The organism is Nocardioides sp. SLBN-35 (assembly GCF_006715725.1).
Taxonomy (GTDB): Bacteria; Actinomycetota; Actinomycetes; order Propionibacteriales; family Nocardioidaceae; genus Nocardioides.
Genome location: NZ_VFNU01000001.1, coordinates 3,234,487 through 3,252,206 on the forward strand (window position 1 = coordinate 3,234,487; position 17,720 = coordinate 3,252,206).

At 71.1% G+C, this 17,720-nt stretch carries 20 protein-coding genes; 9 read left to right on the top strand and 11 right to left on the bottom strand.

What is annotated here, in order from left to right:
• Nucleotides 1–47: 47 nt before the first annotated feature.
• The 6 genes from FBY23_RS15700 to FBY23_RS15725 form a co-directional block, all read right to left on the bottom strand.
• On the bottom strand, nucleotides 48–683 hold the full coding sequence (locus FBY23_RS15700) for a flavin reductase family protein (protein WP_260806003.1): 636 nt from the start codon (nucleotides 681–683) through the stop codon (nucleotides 48–50).
• Nucleotides 684–704: 21 nt separating this feature from the next.
• On the bottom strand, nucleotides 705–1,601 hold the full coding sequence (gene hsaC, locus FBY23_RS15705) for an iron-dependent extradiol dioxygenase HsaC (protein ID WP_141798998.1): 897 nt from the start codon (nucleotides 1,599–1,601) through the stop codon (nucleotides 705–707).
• Nucleotides 1,598–2,479 carry a 4,5:9,10-diseco-3-hydroxy-5,9,17-trioxoandrosta-1(10),2-diene-4-oate hydrolase gene (gene hsaD, locus FBY23_RS15710; RefSeq protein ID WP_141798999.1) on the bottom strand — a complete coding sequence of 294 codons (882 nt, stop codon included), beginning with the start codon at nucleotides 2,477–2,479 and terminating at the stop codon, nucleotides 1,598–1,600. Before hsaD ends, hsaC begins: the two co-directional genes overlap by 4 nt.
• Nucleotides 2,479–3,666 carry a 3-hydroxy-9,10-secoandrosta-1,3,5(10)-triene-9,17-dione monooxygenase oxygenase subunit gene (gene hsaA, locus FBY23_RS15715; protein WP_141799000.1) on the bottom strand — a complete coding sequence of 396 codons (1,188 nt, stop codon included), beginning with the start codon at nucleotides 3,664–3,666 and terminating at the stop codon, nucleotides 2,479–2,481. The genes hsaD and hsaA overlap by 1 nt, the downstream gene beginning before the upstream one ends.
• A 138-nt stretch (nucleotides 3,667–3,804) precedes the next feature.
• Entirely contained in the window at nucleotides 3,805–4,893 is a 1,089-nt protein-coding gene (locus FBY23_RS15720; protein ID WP_141799001.1) for a calcium-binding protein, read from the bottom strand.
• A gap of 182 nt (nucleotides 4,894–5,075) precedes the next feature.
• A complete protein-coding gene (locus FBY23_RS15725; protein ID WP_141799002.1) occupies nucleotides 5,076–6,227 on the bottom strand; it encodes a calcium-binding protein in 1,152 nt (383 codons plus the stop codon).
• 98 nt (nucleotides 6,228–6,325) lie between these two features.
• On the opposite strand from FBY23_RS15725, the gene kstD reads away from it, so the two are divergent.
• The 3 genes from kstD (at nucleotide 6,326) to FBY23_RS15740 (ending at nucleotide 9,392) form a co-directional block, all read left to right on the top strand.
• On the top strand, nucleotides 6,326–7,984 hold the full coding sequence (kstD, locus tag FBY23_RS15730; protein ID WP_141799003.1) for a 3-oxosteroid 1-dehydrogenase: 1,659 nt from the start codon (nucleotides 6,326–6,328) through the stop codon (nucleotides 7,982–7,984).
• Nucleotides 7,974–8,852, top strand: a complete 879-nt coding sequence (locus FBY23_RS15735) for a MaoC/PaaZ C-terminal domain-containing protein (RefSeq protein WP_141799004.1) — start codon at nucleotides 7,974–7,976, stop codon at nucleotides 8,850–8,852. Before kstD ends, FBY23_RS15735 begins: the two co-directional genes overlap by 11 nt.
• A gap of 99 nt (nucleotides 8,853–8,951) precedes the next feature.
• Complete coding sequence (locus FBY23_RS15740; protein ID WP_141799005.1) at nucleotides 8,952–9,392, top strand: OsmC family peroxiredoxin; 441 nt, start codon at nucleotides 8,952–8,954, stop codon at nucleotides 9,390–9,392.
• Here FBY23_RS15740 and FBY23_RS15745 read toward each other — a convergent pair.
• Nucleotides 9,364–9,831 (bottom strand): MOSC domain-containing protein, encoded by a 468-nt coding sequence (locus FBY23_RS15745; protein ID WP_141799006.1) that lies wholly within the window; start codon nucleotides 9,829–9,831, stop codon nucleotides 9,364–9,366. The two genes, FBY23_RS15740 and FBY23_RS15745, sit on opposite strands and share 29 nt — an antisense overlap.
• A gap of 34 nt (nucleotides 9,832–9,865) precedes the next feature.
• On the opposite strand from FBY23_RS15745, the gene FBY23_RS15750 reads away from it, so the two are divergent.
• Nucleotides 9,866–10,456, top strand: coding sequence for a hypothetical protein (locus tag FBY23_RS15750; protein WP_141799007.1), 591 nt, complete (start codon nucleotides 9,866–9,868; stop codon nucleotides 10,454–10,456).
• Between the two features lies 1 nt (nucleotide 10,457).
• Here the strand turns inward: FBY23_RS15750 and rpe are convergent, their stop codons facing one another.
• A complete protein-coding gene (gene rpe, locus FBY23_RS15755; protein ID WP_141799008.1) occupies nucleotides 10,458–11,126 on the bottom strand; it encodes a ribulose-phosphate 3-epimerase in 669 nt (222 codons plus the stop codon).
• Between the two features lie 47 nt (nucleotides 11,127–11,173).
• Between rpe and FBY23_RS15760 the strand changes: the two genes are divergently transcribed.
• Nucleotides 11,174–11,587, top strand: a complete 414-nt coding sequence (locus FBY23_RS15760; protein ID WP_260806005.1) for a nuclear transport factor 2 family protein — start codon at nucleotides 11,174–11,176, stop codon at nucleotides 11,585–11,587.
• A gap of 87 nt (nucleotides 11,588–11,674) precedes the next feature.
• Nucleotides 11,675–11,890, top strand: coding sequence for a hypothetical protein (locus FBY23_RS15765; protein ID WP_141799010.1), 216 nt, complete (start codon nucleotides 11,675–11,677; stop codon nucleotides 11,888–11,890).
• On the opposite strand, the gene FBY23_RS26710 is transcribed toward FBY23_RS15765, so the two are convergent.
• Both FBY23_RS26710 and FBY23_RS15770 read right to left on the bottom strand, forming a co-directional pair.
• Nucleotides 11,872–12,141 carry a hypothetical protein gene (locus tag FBY23_RS26710; protein ID WP_260806007.1) on the bottom strand — a complete coding sequence of 90 codons (270 nt, stop codon included), beginning with the start codon at nucleotides 12,139–12,141 and terminating at the stop codon, nucleotides 11,872–11,874. The two genes, FBY23_RS15765 and FBY23_RS26710, sit on opposite strands and share 19 nt — an antisense overlap.
• Complete coding sequence (locus tag FBY23_RS15770; protein ID WP_260806008.1) at nucleotides 12,132–13,076, bottom strand: kynureninase; 945 nt, start codon at nucleotides 13,074–13,076, stop codon at nucleotides 12,132–12,134. Before FBY23_RS15770 ends, FBY23_RS26710 begins: the two co-directional genes overlap by 10 nt.
• 163 nt (nucleotides 13,077–13,239) lie before the next feature.
• Between FBY23_RS15770 and FBY23_RS15775 the strand changes: the two genes are divergently transcribed.
• From FBY23_RS15775 to FBY23_RS15785, 3 genes are read left to right on the top strand one after another with little or no spacing between them, the layout of a single operon-like run.
• The gene (locus FBY23_RS15775) at nucleotides 13,240–13,692 is read left to right on the top strand and encodes a hypothetical protein (RefSeq protein WP_141799011.1); all 453 of its coding nucleotides are present in this window, start codon (nucleotides 13,240–13,242) and stop codon (nucleotides 13,690–13,692) included.
• A 50-nt stretch (nucleotides 13,693–13,742) separates the two neighbouring features.
• Entirely contained in the window at nucleotides 13,743–14,816 is a 1,074-nt protein-coding gene (locus FBY23_RS15780; RefSeq protein WP_141799012.1) for a hypothetical protein, read from the top strand.
• Nucleotides 14,817–14,820: 4 nt separating this feature from the next.
• Nucleotides 14,821–16,740 carry a hypothetical protein gene (locus FBY23_RS15785; protein WP_141799013.1) on the top strand — a complete coding sequence of 640 codons (1,920 nt, stop codon included), beginning with the start codon at nucleotides 14,821–14,823 and terminating at the stop codon, nucleotides 16,738–16,740.
• Here FBY23_RS15785 and ligD read toward each other — a convergent pair.
• A complete protein-coding gene (gene ligD / locus FBY23_RS15790) occupies nucleotides 16,730–17,707 on the bottom strand; it encodes a non-homologous end-joining DNA ligase (RefSeq protein ID WP_141799014.1) in 978 nt (325 codons plus the stop codon). The two genes, FBY23_RS15785 and ligD, sit on opposite strands and share 11 nt — an antisense overlap.
• Between the last annotated feature and the right edge of the window lie 13 nt (nucleotides 17,708–17,720).

The window sequence follows — 17,720 nt, forward strand, 5'->3', positions numbered from 1 at the left end:
GGTTCGTCGTACTCGATCAGGGGCTCAACGCCCGGACGGGGCCCGGGTCACGAGTCGGTGGTGCGGTAGCGGCCCTTGAAGTAGAGGAGTGGCTCGGCGACTGCGGCGTCCTCGGAGTGCGCCTCGAGGTGCTCGACCTTGCCGACGACGATGAAGTGGTCGCCACCCTCGTAGACCGCGTGGATGGTGCAGTCGAGGTGCGCGAGCGTGCCCTCGATGACGGGCGACCCGGTCGCCGCCGCGGGCTGCCAGGAGATCCCGGCGAACTTGTCGATCCCCTTGGTCGCCATCTGCCCGGAGACGTGCTCCTGGTCGGCGGCCAGGACGTTGACGCAGAACCGGCCCGAGCGCTGGATCGCCGGCCAGGCGCGCGAGCTGCGCGCCGGGACGAAGGTGATGAGCGGCGGGTCGAGCGAAACGCTGGCGAAGGACTGGCAGGTCATGCCGACCGGCTCGTCGCCGCTCATCGTGGTGATCACGGTGATCCCGGAAGCGAAGCAGCCCAGGGTGTCGCGGAACCGGCGCGCGGCGGCCTGGGCCGCCGGGTCGTCGTGGACCGCGACCTCCTCACCGGGACGCAGCTCGAAGTCGACCTCGGCGTCCCCGAGCCACGACTGGATCAGCTCGGGGTGCGGCCAGGTCTCCCGCGCGTCGGGGCTGATGCCCTCCGGGATCTCGCTCACGTCACTCACGTTAGTGGCCACTCACTGGCCGCCGAACACGTGGCCCCAGTACGAGACGGCGGTCGACTCGCGCGCCACCCAACGGGCGTCGTCGACGGTCATGCCCTCGGTGCCGAACTCGACGTCGAAGCCGCCGGGCGACTTGACGTAGAACGAGATCATCTCGTCGTTCATGTGCCGGCCCAGGGTGGCCGACAGCGGCGCACCGTGCTTGCGGACCCGCTCGAGCGCTCGACCGACGTGGTCGAGCTTGTCGACCTCGAGCATCACGTGGACGCACTTGCTCGGGTTGGGCATCGGCAGGAAGGCCAGCGAGTGGTGGCGCGGGTTGACGCCGAGGAAGCGCAGCCAGACCTTGCTGCCCGGCTCCTTGCCGACGAACTCGCCGGGCATGCTCATCGAGTCGCGCAGCCGGAAGCCGAGGACCTCGGTGTAGAACCGCAGCGCCTCGACGTCGTCGAGCACCGGGACGACGATGTGACCCATGCCCTGGTCGCCGGTGACGAAGGTGGCGGCGTACGGCGTCACGACGGGTCGCGCCTCGTAGGTGATGCCGTGGAACAGCTCGAACACGTTGTCCCACGGGTCGCGGAACCGGATCAGCTCCTGGACCCGGCGCTCGTCGAGCTCGTCCTTGGTGCCCTCCTCGAACTCCACGCCGGCCTTCTGCAGGTGCTCACGGGCGGCCTGCAGGGCCTGGTGGTCGGCGAGCTCCCAGCCGGTGCAGTCGAGCTGGTCGACGTCGGAGGGGAACACCACGACCCGCGCGGAGACCTCGTCGATGCGCCAGTACTGGTGGTCCGGGTCGGGGCCGCGGCCCTCGGCGAGGCCGAGCACCTTGCCGGCGAAGGTCTTCCAGGCCCCCAGGTCGGTGCTCGCGACCCGGATGTAGCCCATGGACTTGATGTCGATCGTCACGAACGCTCCTTGTGGCGGGCCAGGAAGGCGGTGCAGATCTCGGCGAACTCCTCGGCCGCCTCGATCTGTGCCCAGTGGCCGCAGTTGGGGAAGACGTGGAGCTGGGCCTTGGGGATCTGCTTGAGCGCGACCAGCGCGCCGTCGAGCGGGTTCACCCGGTCCTCACGGCCCCACGTCAGCAGGGTGTGCTTGCGCAGCCGGTGCGCCTCGCGCCAGAGCATGCCGTCCTCGGCCCACTCCGGGTTCCAGAACGACGCGCCCATCGAGCGCATGGCCTCGAGCGAGCCCGGCGCGGTGGCGTCGGCGAAGCGCTCCTCGACGAGCTCGTCGGTGACCAGGGCCTGGTTGACGACCATCGTGGAGATGAACGCCCGCAGTGCCTCGCGGCTGGGGTTCATGCTGAAGTCCATCAGCCGCTGGACGCCCTCGGTCGGGTCGGCGTGGAACAGGTTGGTCGACAGTCCGCCGGGGCCCATCAGCACCAGCCGGCCGACGCGGTCGGGGTACTCCAGCGCGAACCGGGTCGCCGTACCTCCGCCGAGGGAGTTGCCGAGCAGGTGGACCCGCTCGATCTGCAGCTCGTCGAGCAGCTTGACGAGGTACGACGCGGAGTGGCGGAAGTAGTTGGCCTGCACCTCGGGCTTGTCGGAGGCACCGAAGCCGGGCTGGTCGACCAGCAGGGTGCGGAAGCTCTCCGCGAAGCGCGGCAGTGCCGGGCCGAAGTTGCTCCACGCCGAGGCGCCGGGCCCGCCGCCGTGCAGGAGCACGAACGGCAGCCCGCCCCCGACGTCGGACGACTCGCCGGCCTCGTAGTAGTTCAGGGTGATGTCGCCGGCCTTCGCCGAACGACGGGTCCCCTCCTTGGAGAAGTCGGGCATCAGTACATCCCCGGGTCGACCTTGTGGCCGAACTGCTGGGCGCCGTACATCTGCAGCGCGCGCTCGGGGTCGTTGGCGGCGTGCACGCGACCGGCGTGCGAGTCGCGCCAGGCGCGCTGGAGGTAGGTGCCCTCGGCGAGCGCACGACCGCCCGACGCCTCGAACAGCGCATCGATCGCCTCGATCGAGCGGGCGGTGCCGAGCACCTGGTCACGGCGCACCCGCAGCCGCAGCTCGAGCGGGATCTGCTCACCCTTCGCGACGTGGGCCTGCTCCTCGCGGATGTTGTTGATCAGCAGTGCCCAGGCGGCGTCGATCTCCGAGGAGGCACGGGCGATGCGGACCGCGGCGAACGGGTCGAGCGAGGCCTTCTCGCCGAGGTACGCCGCACGCACGCGCTTCTGCTGCATCTCGACGTGCTCGGCGTACGCACCCTTCGCCATGCCGATGATCGGGGTGGCGATGGTGCTGGTGAAGATCGAGTGGAAGGGCAGCTTGTAGAGGTCGCTGGTGTTGACCTCCTGGCCCGGACCGCGGCAGGCGCCGGTCTCCCCCATCGACAGCGTGAACGCCTCGGGGATGAAGGTCTCCTCCACGACGATGTCGTTGGAGCCTGTGCCACGCAGGCCGACGACGTTCCAGACGTCGACGATCTGGTACTTCTCGCGGGGCACCATGAAGGTGCGGAAGTCGACGACCTGACCCTCCTCGTTGAACACGAGGCCGCCGAGCAGCACCCAGCTGCAGTGGTCGGAGCCGGAGGAGAAGCTCCACTTGCCGGAGAGCTTGAACCCGCCCTCGGTGATGACGGCCTTGCCGGTGGGGGCGTACGACGACGACAGCCGCACCGTCTGGTCGTCCCCCCACACAGCCTGCTGCGCCTCGTCGGCGAACAGCGCGACCTGCCAGGGGTGGACACCGACCACGCTGGAGACCCAGCCGGTGGCGCCGTCGGCGGTGGCGATGTCGCGCACGGCGGTGTAGAAGGCAACCGGGTCGGCCTCGATGCCGCCGTACCGCTTCGGCTGGAGCAGCCGGAAGAAGCCGGTCTCCTCGAGCTCCTTGATCGAGGCGTCCGGGATGACGCGCAGACGCTCGCCCTCCTCGGCCCGCTCGCGGATGGTCGGGAGGAGGTCACGCACGCCGTCGAGGACGGCGGTCACCTCGGGGGCGAAGTCCTGGTTCATGGGAGCTCCTGTGTCTGCGACAGTGTGTGCTGCACCAGATTAGAACAGGTTCTACTTTTGGCACAAGCGGGGTGCCCCAACACGACACGGGGCGCCGGACCCGAAGGCCCGACGCCCCGTGGACGCAGTCGGTCGGAGTCAGCCGACCAGCGAGCGCCACCACACCGGCTGGGCGCCCTCGGCGTCCCAGTGGTAGGGGTCCTTGCCGTAGACGACGGTCTCGCAGCCCTTGGCCTTGACCTTGTTCACCTTGATGTTGAAGTAGATCGTGTCGAGGCCCGCACCGCACTTGATCTTCATGCCCTTGTAGGGGTTCTTGACGTAGACCTTGTCGTTGCCCGCACCCGGCTTGATCACCGTGTCCTCGTCGACGTCGCCGACCATGATGATGTCGTCACCCGCGCCACCGATGGCCTTGAAGGTGCCCGACAGCAGGCCGTACAGGCCGCCGAAGGTGTCGTTGCCGGCACCGCCCTTGAGCACGTCGCCCTCGCCGGCCGGCTCCCAGAACTGGTCGTCGCCCGGGCCACCGATCACCTTGTCGCGACCGGCCTCGCCCGTCACGTAGTCGTTGCCGGGACCGCCCTTGACGTTGTCGTCTCCGGCGCCGCCGGCCGCGGAGTCGTCGCCGTCGCCGCCCTTGACCTTGTCGTCGCCGTCGTCGCCGTAGGTCACGTCGGCGCCCGCCCCGCCGTTGAGCTTGTCGTTGTCCGCGCCGCCGTAGAGGTAGTCGTTGCCGGACCCGCCCCACAGCTTGTCCTTGCCCACCCCGCCCTCGAGGCTGGTGCCGTCGTAGCCGCCCTTGTTGGGATCGGGCTGCGTCGGGTCGCCGTTGCCGGCCCGCATCTTGTCGTTGCCCTGGTCGCCGGTGGCGTAGTCGGCGCCGTCACCGGTGTTGATCTTGTCGTTGCCGAGACCGCCCTCGATGCCGTCGTTGCCGGCCTCGCCGAAGATCTTGTCGTTGCCCTCGCCGCCGAGGAGCGGGTAGTCGTTGCCATTGCCGCCGAAGACCTTGTCATTGCCCGCGCCGCCCTCGACACGGTCGTTGCCGTCGCCGCCCCAGAGCTTGTCCTTGCCGGCCAGGCCCATGATCTGGTCGTCGCCGGGGGTCCCGGTGATCTTGTCCTTCTTCGGCGTGCCCAGGTAGTCCTGGGCCAGGGCCGGAGCGGCCGTGCCGAGTGCCAGGGCAGCGGCGAGCGCGCAGCTGGCCGCCTTCATCTTCTTCATCTGTACTCCCAAGACGTAGCCGGTGTTGGATCGGGCCGGTACGACGAGGCGCGCCGGCGTCCCGTCAACCTACCCAGCCGGGCGCCGAGGATCCGGGCCGGCCCAGCAGGCAGACGGGGCGCCGGGCCCGACGGCCCGACGCCCCGTTGCACCGACTCATCGCCTCCGTGCGGGAGCGATGCTCACTCGAACAGCGAGCGCCAGTTCACGACCTGCGTGCCGTCCGGGTCCCAGTGGAAGGCGTCCTTGCCGTAGAGCACGGTCTCGCAGCCCTTGGTCTTGACCTTCTTGACCGCGATGTTGAAGTAGACCGTGTCGGCGCCAGCGCCGCACTTGATCTTCATGCCCTTCACGGGGTTCTTGATGTAGAGCTTGTCGTTGCCGGCGCCCGGCTTGAGCACCGAGTCCTGGTCGATGTCGCCGATGTAGTAGGTGTCGTCACCGGCGCCGCCGATGGCCTTGACCAGGCCGGTGAGCAGGCTCCACTTGGTGCCGAAGGAGTCGTTGCCGGCGCCACCCTTGTAGAGGTCGCCCTCGCCCGGGAGGTGGTCCTCGGCGTTGGTGTAGCTGTAGTAGTCGTACTCCTGGAAGGTGTCGTTCCCGGCGCCACCCTTCAGCTTGTCCTTGCCCGCGCCGCCGGACAGGTAGTCGTCGCCCGGGCCACCGACGAGCTTGTCCTCACCGGGACCGCCGTCGAGGGAGTCGTGACCGTTGCCGGCCTTGAGCTGGTCGTTGTCGGCACCGCCGAGGAGGCCGTCCGACCCGTCGCCACCCTTGAGCTTGTCCCGGTCGTCACCGCCGTCGAGCCTGTCGTTGCCCGCACCGCCCCACAGCTTGTCCCTGCCCTCGTCGCCGCTGAGATTGGAGCCGGCATAGCCGTCGGGAACGGACGTCTGGGTCGCCTCGTCCCACCGCGTCTCGGCGTGGGTGGGGTCGCCGTTGCCCGACCTCATCTTGTCGTTGCCCGCACCGCCGGAGGCGCTGTCCTCACCGTCGCCGGTGTTGATCTTGTCGTTGCCGTTGCCACCGCTGATGCCGTCGTCGCCGGCCTCACCGAAGATCTTGTCCTTGCCCTCGCCGCCGATCAACGGGTAGTCGTTGCCGTTGCCGCCGTAGATCTTGTCGTTGCCGTCGGCACCCTCGATCCGGTCGTTGCCGTCGCCGCCCCAGAGCTTGTCCTTGCCGGCCAGGCCCATGATCCGGTCGTCGCCGGGCGTGCCGATGATCTTGTCCTTCTTCGGCGTGCCCACATAGTCCTGCGCGAGCGCCGGAGCGGCCGTACCCAGCGCGAGAGCGGCCGCGAGCGCGCAGCCGACTGCATTGGTCTTCTTCATATGATCCCCCAATGACGGAGTGTGACGGATGTTGCACTCGGGAACTGCCCGCCAACGGCGCGGGCAAACTCGAACTAGAACCTGTTACAGTTTTCGCCATGAACGACTCCTACGACGTCGTCGTGGTCGGCGCCGGCGGTGCTGGCATGTCGGCCGCGCTCGCCGCGGCCCACCAGGGCCTCGACACCGTCCTGGTCGAGAAGAGCGGCCACTTCGGCGGCTCCACCGCGCGCTCGGGCGGCGGGGTGTGGATCCCCGGCAACTACGCGCTGCGGGCGGCCGGACAGGTCGACGAGGGCGACCTCGACGCCGCGAAGACCTATCTCGACTCGATCGTCGGCGACGTCGTGCCGAAGGTGCGCCGCGACACCTACCTCGACCGCGGCCCGGAGGTGCTCGACTTCCTGCGCGAGAGGACGCCGCTGCGGTTCACGTGGGTGCCCGAGTACGCCGACTACCTGCCCGAGCAGCCCGGCGGCCGTCCGCGCGGGCGCAGCGTCGAGCCGGTCCCGATGGACGCGCGCTTCCTCGGCGACGAGCTCGACCGGCTGCACCCGCCGTACACCAAGGCGCCGGCCAACCTGATCGTCACCCAGGCCGACTTCCGCAAGCTGAGCCTGGGCCTGCGCACGATCCGTGGTCCGCTCACCATGGTCAAGGTGATGGTCAAGCGGCTGCTCGCGGTCCTCACCGGCAAGCGGATGTTCGCGATGGGCAACGCGATCGCGATCGGCCTGCGCAAGGGCCTGGTCGACGCGGGCGTGCCCGTCGAGTACGACACCGCTCTGCTCGACCTGCTCGTCGAGGACTGCCGTGTGGTGGGCGTGGTGGTCGAGAAGGATGGCCAGCGCCGCGAGATCCGCGCCCGGCGCGGCGTGATCCTCGGCTCGGGCGGCTTCGAGCACAGCCAGGAGCTGCGCGAGAAGTTCCTGCCCCAGCCGACCTCGTCGGCCTGGTCGACGGGTGCCGCGTCCAACACCGGCGCCGGACTGCTCGCCGGTACGGCGGCCGGTGCCGCCACCGACCTGCTCGACGACGCCTGGTGGGGTCCGACCATCCCGCTCCCGGGCCGGGCCTGGTTCTGCCTCGCCGAGCGCAACCTGCCCGGCTCGATCATCGTTAACTCGGCCGGCGAGCGGTACATGAACGAGGCGCTCCCCTACGTCGAGGCCACCCACGAGATCTACAAGGGCCAGGCCACCGGCGTGGACCACGTTCCGTCGTACATGATCTTCGACCAGACCTACCGCAACCGCTACCTGTTCGCCGGCGTCGCCGGCCGGCAGCCGTTCCCGGGGCGCTGGTACAAGGAGGGCGTCGTCGTGCGGGCCGACACGCTCGAGGAGCTGGCCACGAAGGTCGGCCTGCCGTCGGGCTCGCTCGACGCCACCGTCGACCGTTTCAACGGGTTCGCACGATCGGGCGTCGACGAGGACTTCCACCGCGGGGAGTCGGCGTACGACAAGTACTACTCCGACCCGACCGTGAAGCCGAACTGCTCGCTCGCGCCGATCGAGAAGGGCCCGTTCTACGCGGTCAAGATCGTGCCCGGTGACCTCGGCACCAAGGGCGGCCTGGTCACCGACGAGCGCGCCCGGGTGCTGCGCGAGGACGGCGCGGTCATCCCCGGCCTGTACGCCGCCGGCAACGTCTCGTCGGCCGTCATGGGCAACACCTACCCAGGCCCGGGTGGCACGATCGGTCCCGCCATCGTGTTCGGATATCTCGCTGCGGAGGACATCGCCCATGCCGATTGACCCATCGATCGCGATCGGGGCCGACCTCGGCTCCCGCACGTTCTCGTGGACCGAGTCCGACGTGCTGCTCTACCACCTCGGCATCGGCGCCGGAGCGCGGGCCGGCGACAACCTGTCCCCTGCCGCGCTGCGCTACACGCTCGACGACGCGGCGCTGCAGGTGCTGCCGTCGTTCGGCGTCGTCGCCCCGACCTTCCACGAGACCGACCCGCCGCCGCTCGACCTGCCCGGCTGCGACATCAACCTCGCCCAGGTGGTCCACGGCTCGCAGGCGATCTCCGTCTCCGGTCCCCTCCCGACCTCCGGTACGGCGACCGTGCGCACCACGCTCACCGACATCTGGGACAAGGGCAAGGCGGCGGTGATCTGGCAGGAGGGCGTGGCGACGTCTCCGGCGGGCGAGGAGCTGTGGCGGGTCCGCTCGTCGATCTTCGTCAAGGGCGAGGGCGGCTGGGGCGGCGACCGCGGATCGGCGGCTCCCGTGGCGGTGCCCGAGCGCGAGGCCGACCATGTCTCGTCGTACACCGTCACCCCGCACCAGGCCCTGCTCTACCGGCTGTGCGGCGACCGCAACCCCCTGCACGCCGACCCCGGCTTCGCCAAGGCCGCGGGCTTCCCGGCGCCGATCCTGCACGGGCTGTGCTCCTACGGCATCGTGCTGCGCGAGCTCACCGACGGCCTGCTCGGCGGCGACGCCACCCGGGTCGGCGGGTTCACCGGCCGGTTCGCCGGCGTCGTGTTCCCCGGCGAGACGATCCGTGTCACCGGCTGGCGCGAGGGCTCCTCGGTCATCGGCTCGGCGAGCATCGAGGGCGGCGAGCGCGACGGCTCCCCCGTCCTCGCGGACTGCGTGCTCATGCTGGCCTGAGGTGGGTGCGGGCGTTGCGATTTGGTCCCAAACCGCAACAATTGGGGCCAGAACCGTGCAGTCTCTGCCCAATCGAAACCTGTTCTACGGAGGATTCGCATGCCCACTCGTACCGGACGCACCGCCTGGAACGGCGGTCTCCAGGACGGCACCGGACAGGTCGAGCTGACCTCCTCGGGCGCCGGCACCTTCGACGTCTCGTTCCCGAAGCGGGCGGCCGACGACGCCGACGGCACCACCAGCCCGGAGGAGCTGATCGGCGCAGCCCACTCCGCCTGCTACGCGATGTCGCTGTCGAACGAGATCGCCAAGGCCGGCGGTACGCCGATCGCCCTCGACGTGTCCGCTGACGTCACCCTCGGCCCGGACCCGGCGGGCGGCTTCCAGATCGCCGGGATCGCGCTGACGGTGCGGGCCGAGGTCGAGGGGCTGGACGCGGCCGGCTTCGATGCCGCCGCGGGTGCGGCCAAGGTCGGCTGCCCGGTGAGCAAGGCGCTGAGCGCCGTACCGATCACGCTGGACGCGGCGCTGGAGGGCTGAGCACCAGGTCGACGGGGTCACCGACCCGGATCCGGCCGCCCTCGAGCACCCGGAACACGGTCCCGGCCCGGCGCCGGAGCGCTTCCTGCGCTCCGGCGCCGATCGTGTCGTCGAGCAGCTTGCAGGGTGCGGCGACCCGGACCACCTCGAGCAGCACCTCGCCGACGCGGATCCGGGTCCCCGGATCGCGCGGTACGACGCCGTGGCTGATCGTCAGGTTGCGGCGGGTCAGCTCGCTGGGCACCGGCCGCCCGTAGACCGCGGCCGCCTCGTCGAGGGTCTCCCGGCTCTGCACGGTGACGTGGCGGTGCCTGGTCCCGTGGTAGCGGTCCCCCACGATGCCCCGGCCGGCCTCCACCTCGACCTCGTCCTTCGGCTGCATCGGCAGCCGGGTCGCCTTGGCGAGGTGGATCGCGGAGACGACGGGCGGGTGGTCCATGCCGCCAAGGCTAGATGCGTCTAGGGTGCCGGTCATGGACGTCCGGTTGCCCGCACCCGCCGGTGGCCGCCCGCTCAGCGCCGTGGTCGCCGCCGCCGTCGGCGCCATCTTGTTGGTCACACCCCTGGCCGCGATCGCCAGCCAGGGTCTCGGGTCCGAGGACCGGCTGGACGCTCTGATGCTCGCCCTCGCCGGCCTGGTGATCCTCGGCTGGGGCGGCTACCGGCTGGTCGGAAGGCGACCGCGACTGCAGCACGCCACCCACGTCGAGCTCGACGGCGTCGGCGTCGCCGTACGCGGCGTCGACGTCGCAGCCCTGCTCACGTGGCGCGACGTGGCGCTCGTCGAGGTGCGCTGGTGGCAGATCGTCCCGCCGTACGTCGAGGAGGCGATCCACCTGCCGGTGCTGCGCTTCGTCGCCCGCGACGACGGCGACGTGGCGCTGCAGGGCTCGTCCGTGCTCACTGCCGATCTCGCGCAGGCGTTCGCGATCTCGACGCCCGCGGCGGCGCTGAGCGCCGTGGTCGGCAGGGAGGGGCTGGAGCCCCTGCAGCAGGTGCTGGCCTGGATGGGCGAGAACCGGCCCGACGTACCCGTCGAGATCGGGGCGCCGCCGGACCTGTGAGCTACGCCGGGCGCGCGGCGTCGGCCTTCGCCCGCAGTGCAGCGACCATCGCGTCGGGGTCCTCGGCCGAGTAGACCGCCGAGCCGGCGACGAAGACGTCCGCGCCCGCCTCGGCGCAGCGCTCGATGGTCTCCAGCGAGACACCGCCGTCGACCTGGAGCCAGGTCTCGACGCCGTGCTTGTCCATCATCGCGCGGGCCCGGCGGATCTTGGGCAGGCACAGGTCCAGGAACCTCTGCCCACCGAAGCCCGGCTCGACCGTCATGATCAGCACCATGTCGAGCTCGGGCAGCAGGTCCTCGTAGGGCTCGATCGGCGTCGCGGGCTTGAGCGCCATCGACGCCCGGGCACCGGCCGAGCGGATCTCTCGGGCCAGCCGCACGGGGGCCTTGGCCGCCTCGACGTGGAAGGTGACCGAGCCGCAGCCCGCCTCGACGTACGCCGGGGCGTTGCGGTCGGCGTCCTCGATCATCAGGTGCGCGTCGAGCGGGATCGGGCTGACCCGGGCCAGCGCCTCGACCATGGCCGGGCCGAAGGTCAGGTTCGGGACGAAGTGGTTGTCCATGACGTCGACATGCACCCAGTCGGCGCCGGGGATCCGGGCGACCTCCTCACCGAGCCGCGCGAAGTCGGAGTTGAGGATCGACGGGGTGATCTGGATGTGGCCCACGGGCGGCCAGTCTAGGAGGTGTGGGGCGTTCGGGCATGATCGTGGACGTGCCTGCCGACGAGAGCGACGACCTGCAGATCCGCGCGGTCGTGGACCGCTTCTTCGCCGCCTTCGTCAGTGGCCCCGACGCGGCCGTCCGCGCCGACGACCTGCGCACCGTGCTGCTGCCGGAGGCGCTGCTCGTCAGCGCCGCCGGAGCCGCACCCACCTCGTACGACGTCGAGTCGTTCATCGCACCCCGGGTGACGCTCCTCGGCGGCGACACGATGACCGGTTTCCGCGAGTGGGTCGAGACCGCGCGGGTGGACCGGTTCGGCGACATCGCACAGGTGTGGTGCGGCTACGCGAAGTCCTGGCGCCAGGACGGCGAGCCGCGGCACGGGTCCGGGGCCAAGTCGCTGCAGCTGGTGCGGACGACGGCTGGATGGCGGATCAGTGCGGTGGTGTGGGACGACCTCTGAGTCCCACCAGTTCGGGCGATTCCCTCCGCACCGGCCGCGATCGGCCGATCATGGAAGGACCAGCACCTCTTTGGGGGGAGGCACCCGATGCCGATGATGAACAGTGAGGCCCGGAAGCGGGCCGCTGCACGCGAGCTGCTGGCCGACCCGCGGGCCGAGGCCCGTCGGCTGGCCGACGAGTGGGACCGCGAGGCGGACCACGAGGACGCCCGCGGCAACGGGTTCGCCGCGGTGATCCTGCACGCGCACGCCCGCGACCTGCGGGCCGCCCTGGAGGACCCGGCTCAGCCGCTCAGCGCCTGACCGATCGCGGCCACCCCGGCCGCCACCTCGGCGTACGACGTCGACAGCGGGGAGAGCCCGATCCGCAGCCCGTCGGGCATCCGGAAGTCCGGGAGGACGTCGCGCTGCCACAGAGCGGCGGTCACCTCGCGCATCCGCGGGTGCGCGAGCGTCACGTGCCCGCCCCGCACCGACGGGTCGCGCGGCGACGCGAGCCGGACCTGCGGCAGGTCGCGGTCGACCAGGGCGACGGCGTACTCCGTCAGCGCCACGGACTGGCCCGTACTGCGTCGATGCCGGCCTCCGCGACCAGGTCGAGCATGTCCTCGAGCCCCAGCATCCCCACGATCGGCGGGGTGCCGCTCAGCAGGCGCCGGATCCCCGTCGCCGGCGTGTACGACGGCCCCATCGTGAACGGGTCCGCCGCGCCCATCCAGCCCTGCACCGGCTGTTCGAAGCTGCCGTCCGCGAGGTGCCGGGCGGCGACGTAGCCGAACGCGGGTGAGCCCGGACCTCCGTTGAGGTACTTGTAGGTGCAGCCGACCGCCACGTCGACCTCCCACGCGTCGAGCTCGACGGGCACCGAGCCGGCCGAGTGACACAGGTCGACCAGGATCCAGGCACCGGCATCGTGGGCGAGCCGGGCCAGCGCCGCGACATCGGCGAGGTGGCCGGACCTGTACGCGACGTGGCTGACCACCACGAGGGCCGTGTCCGCACCGACCACCGGCGCCAGATCGTCGACGCTCACGCCGCCGTCGGGGTCGGCCTCGACCCAGTGCACGCTCAGCCCGCACTCGGCGGCGACGCCCTCGACGACGTACCGATCCGTCGGGAAGTTGTCGCGGTCCACGACGATCTCGCATCGCCCGGGCCGGGCGGCGACCGCGGCGCGCACCAGCTTGTAGAGCAGCACCGTGGTCGAGTCCCCGACGGCGACCTGGCCGGGTGCGGCTCCGGCCACCACCTTCCCGATCCGATCGCCGAGAGTGAGCGGAAGGTCGAACCACCGTTCGTCCCAGCCCCGGATCAACCGGGTTCCCCACTCCTGCTCGACGAACGCGCGCACCCGCTCCGCGGTCGCGCGCAGCGGGCGACCGAGCGAGTTCCCGTCGAGGTAGACGACCGGGCCATCGGCACCGACGAAGCGGTCCCGGAGCGCGGCGAGGGGGTCGCCGGCGTCGAGCGCGGCGGCATCGAGGGTCATCTCGCCAATCTAGAGAGTTTTAACCGAACGGGACGTAACAGCGCGGACAGGAGCGCGGTTGGAGCCTCGACGTGAGCGTGACCGGGCCGCTCGCGCACTTCTCGGGAGAGCTAGGGACGCCGATTCCCTCCATCGGCAGCTCACCACCAGAAGAGGTTCTCTCATGCTCCGCATCAGCAGGAAGAAGGCCGTCGTCCTCGGCGGCGTCACCGCGGTCGTCCTCACCGGCGGCGTCGCGTTCGCGTACTGGACCAGCACCGGTGAGGGCACCGGCACCGCCAGCACCGGGACGTCCACGGACTGGGTCGTGACGGTCGACGACGTCTCGCTCGCCGACCTCACGCCGGACGGCCCGACCGACACGGTCACCTTCCACGTCACCAACGACAACAGCGGTGTCCAGCAACTGCAGAACACCGTGGCGTCGGTGACCGGCACCAGCGACCCGGACTGCACGGCCGCCGACTTCGACGTCAGCGCCACCACGATCGCGTACGGCGACATCGCCGCCGGCGACACGGTCGACGGCACCTTCACCATCCAGATGGTCGACACCGGCGTCAACCAGGACGCCTGCAAGGGCGTGACGGTCGACCTCAAGGTCGCCGCGAGCTGATCGCCCACCGCTGAGAGCCGGACGAACGCCGCCAGGACGAAGGTGAGTCGATGAGCAGGTCCCCCGGACGCATCCGTCTGGTCGTGCTGCTGCTTGCCGGCCTCCTGGCCGCGTCGTTCGGATCCAGCGCCGTCACCCCGACCGCGACCACCGTGGGTGTGGGACTCACGGTGCGGGCCGACCAGACGGCCGTGGGCGTCTCGGTCGGCGCGCAGGCTGTCGTCGCCGTCACGGTCAGCCAGCAGGGCTCGCTCCTCGGGCCCGTGCAGCTGAGCGTGACCGGCGCGCCCGTCGGGGCGAGCGTCGCGATCCTGCCGAACCCCGTACTCCTCGGGGTTCCCGCAGTCATCGCCATCACCACCACCGCCGCGACGCCCGCCGGGAGCTACGCACTCACCATCGTCGCCACCAGCGGCACGCACACGGCCAGCGTCACGGTCACCCTCGTCGTCAGCCTGCCGACCGGGTTCACGATGACCCTGTCACCGCCGTCGGCCACCGTCGTGGACGGCGCGTCGGCGACGTACACGCTCTCCATCAACCGCGGCCTGCTCGCCGGCCCGATCGGGCTGAGCCTCACCGGCGTCCCGCAGTTCGCGACCGCGACGGTCAGCCCGTCGCTGTCGGTGCTGGGCAACACGGCCACCATCAAGGTGAGCACCGCCACCAACGTCGTGCCCGGGGCCTACCTGATCACCGTGAAGGGCAAGTCGCTGTTGGCCTCGGCCACCGCGTCGGCGTACCTCGTCGTGCTGCCGCAGACGTACGACGACTTCCCGGTCGGCGGCACGCCCGACCGGACCCTCGCACCGGGCAGCGAGCCCGCCGCGATCGACCTCGCGCTCACCAACCCGTTCGACGCACCGATGACGGTCACCGGCCTGGGCGTCAGCATCACCTCGACGTCCGTCACCGGATGCGGTGTCGACAACTACGCGGTCGACGACTACACAGGTCCGTTCCCGCTCACGGTGCCGGCGCACGGGACCCGCACGCTCTCGCAGCTCGGGGTGCCTCGGGGGCAGTGGCCGAAGGTGCGGATGCTCGACCTCCCGACCAACCAGGACGTGTGTAAGGGCGCGACGGTGCAGCTCGCGTACACCGGCGCCGGGAACGGGGCCTGACGCGATGAGCAGCCACCGACACCGCGGACCCGGCCGGGTCGCGACCTCCGCGCGCCGAAGCGTCCGCCCCGGCCTCGCGGCCCTTCTCGTCCTCGCCGTCGGCAGCTCCCTCGGTGGCGTCGCCGCGGCGTACTTCGGCTCCGACGGCGCGGGCACCGGCTCCCTCACCACCGGCGACCTGCACGCACCCACCGGCGTCACCGCCACCACCCAGCCGGGCACCGGCGACGTCGACATCGCCTGGACCGCTCCGGCAGGCGGCGTCGCGCCCGCCGGCTACCGCGTGCAGCGGGTGCCCGCGAGCGGGCCCGCGGTCGACGCCTGCGGCACGACGGCGACCAGCACCACGGCCGGCACCGGCTGCACCGACGAGGAGGTGCCGCTCGGCACCTCGACCTACGTCGTGACCGCGGTGCTGCGGACCTGGACCGCCGCCTCCGCGCCCAGCGACGCCGTGAGCGTCGACCAGGTCACGCAGGCGATCACGTTCACCTCCGAGCCGACCGATCCGGTGTACGCCGGCCCGGCCTACGCCGTGAGCGCCGAGGGCGGCGACTCCGGCAACCCGGTCCTCTTCTCCAGCGCGACGCCGGCGGTGTGCACGAGCAGCGGCACGTACGGCGCCACCATCACCTTCGTCGGCGCCGGTACCTGCACGATCACCGCCGACCAGGCCGGTACGGCGTACTACGCGGCCGCACCGCAGGTCGAGCAGACCTTCCAGGTCGCCAGGGCTTCGCAGGTGATCACCTTCACCAGCACCGCCCCGGGCGGCGCCACCGTGGGCGACAGCGGCTACCAGCCCACCGCCACGGGCGGGGCCTCCGGCAACCCGGTCGTGCTGAGCATCGACGCGTCCACCTCCGCGAACTGCTCGATCGCGGCCGGCGTCGTGTCGTACCTGCGGGCGGGCACGTGCACGATCGACGCCAACCAGGCGGGCGACGCCGACCACGCCGCGGCCCCGCAGGTGCAGCAGTCCTTCGCCGTCTCCCCCGCCGCCCAGGCGATCACCTTCACCTCGACCCCGCCGACGGACGCGAAGGTCGGCGACACCTACGCCGTGACGGCCACCGGCGGCGCCTCCGGGAACGCCGTCGTCCTGGCCACCACGACCCCGGCGGCCTGCTCGGTCGCCGGCACCGGACCGGGCGCAGCGACAGTGACCTTCACCGCGCAGGGCACCTGCACGATCACCGCGGACCAGGCCGGCGACGCCGACCACCTCGCCGCAGCGCAGGTGACCCAGTCGATCGGCGTCACCCGCAGGGCACAGACCATCACCGGACTCACCTCACCCTCGTCCCCGGCCGTCGGCGGAAGCTACACCGTCACGGCCACCGGCGGCGGCTCCGGCAACCCGGTCGTCTTCTCGACTACCGACCCCGCGCGGTGCACCGCCACCGGCGCGAACGGCCACACCATCACCTTCGTGTCCGCCGGGAGCTGCACGGTCGAGGCGAACCAGGCCGGCAACGCCACGTGGGCGCCCGCCACCACGGCGTCGGTGACGTTCACGATCAGCGCACCGGCCGACACCACCGCCCCCACGATCACCTCGATCGACCCGGGCAACGAGTCCGGCGTATGGACCTCGATCGCCTGCCAGCCGTCGTCGCCGAATGCCCGCATCTGCGTGACCGCGACCGACGGCGTCGGCGTGGACGGGGTGTCGATCAAGCTCACCAAGTCCAACGGCCGCTGCTGGAGCGGCAGCGGATCGTCGTCCTTCGATGCCGCCAACTGCGGCACGCCGATCGCCCTCACGCTGTCCGCCGGGGTGTGGCGGTCGAGCGTGCTCGCGGTCCAGGGCAACGGCGGTCAGCCGAACTTCAACACCACGAGCTACACGCTCGAGGTGACGGTCCGCGACGCCGCCGGCAACACCACCACGGCCACCCGGACCTTCACCGTCACGGGATAGGCGGTTCCTCGGGCTGCTCCGGCTGCTCCGGCTGCTCCGGCTGCTCCGCCTCGTCCCGCTCGGCCCACTCCAGCAACGGCGCGATGTCGAAGACGTGGTCGTCGATGTCATGGTGCAGGTCGCCGAGCTCGGCGAAGCGCGCCGGCACCGTGCGGATCGTGAAGTCGCGCGGGTCGGCGTCGTCGATCTCGTCCCAACGGATCGGGGTGGAGACCCGGGCGTCGGGCAGGCCTCGCACCGAGTACGCCGCGGCGATGGTGTGGTCGCGGGCGTTCTGGTTGTAGTCGACGAACACCGCCGCCGGGTCGCGGTCCTTCTTCCACCAGGTCGTGGTGACCAGCTCGGGCGCGCGCCGCTCGACCTCGCGGGCGAAGGCGAGCGCTGCCCGCCGTACACCCTTGTGGTCGTGCTCGGGCTCGATCCGCACGTAGACGTGGATGCCCTTGCTGCCGCTGGTCTTGGGGTAGCCGACGGCGCCGAGCTCGTCGAGCACCTCGTGGGCGACGTGGGCGACCCTGCGGATGTCGTCGTACGACGACGCGGGGCCGGGATCGAGGTCGATGCGCCACTCGTCGGGCATCTCGGTCGCGCCGCGGCGGCTGTTCCACGGGTGGAACTCGACGGTCGACATCTGCACCGCCCAGATCACGGAGGCCAGCTCGGTCACGCACAGCTCGTCGGCGGTGCGCTTCCAGCGCGGGAAGTACAGCTGCACGGTCTCGACCCAGGCGGGCGCACCCGCGGGGAGCCGCTTCTGGTGCACCTTGTCTCCGTCGAGGCCCTTGGGGAAGCGGTGCAGCATGCACGGGCGCTCCCACAGCGCGTTGACGATGCCGTCGCCGACGGCGAGGTAGTACTCCACGAGGTCGAGCTTGGTGGCGCCAATCTGCGGGAAGTAGACGCGGTCCGGGTTGCTCACCCGCACGACTCGGTTCTCGACCTCGATCTCCACCGCGGGGGACGCCATGGCTGCTGAGGGT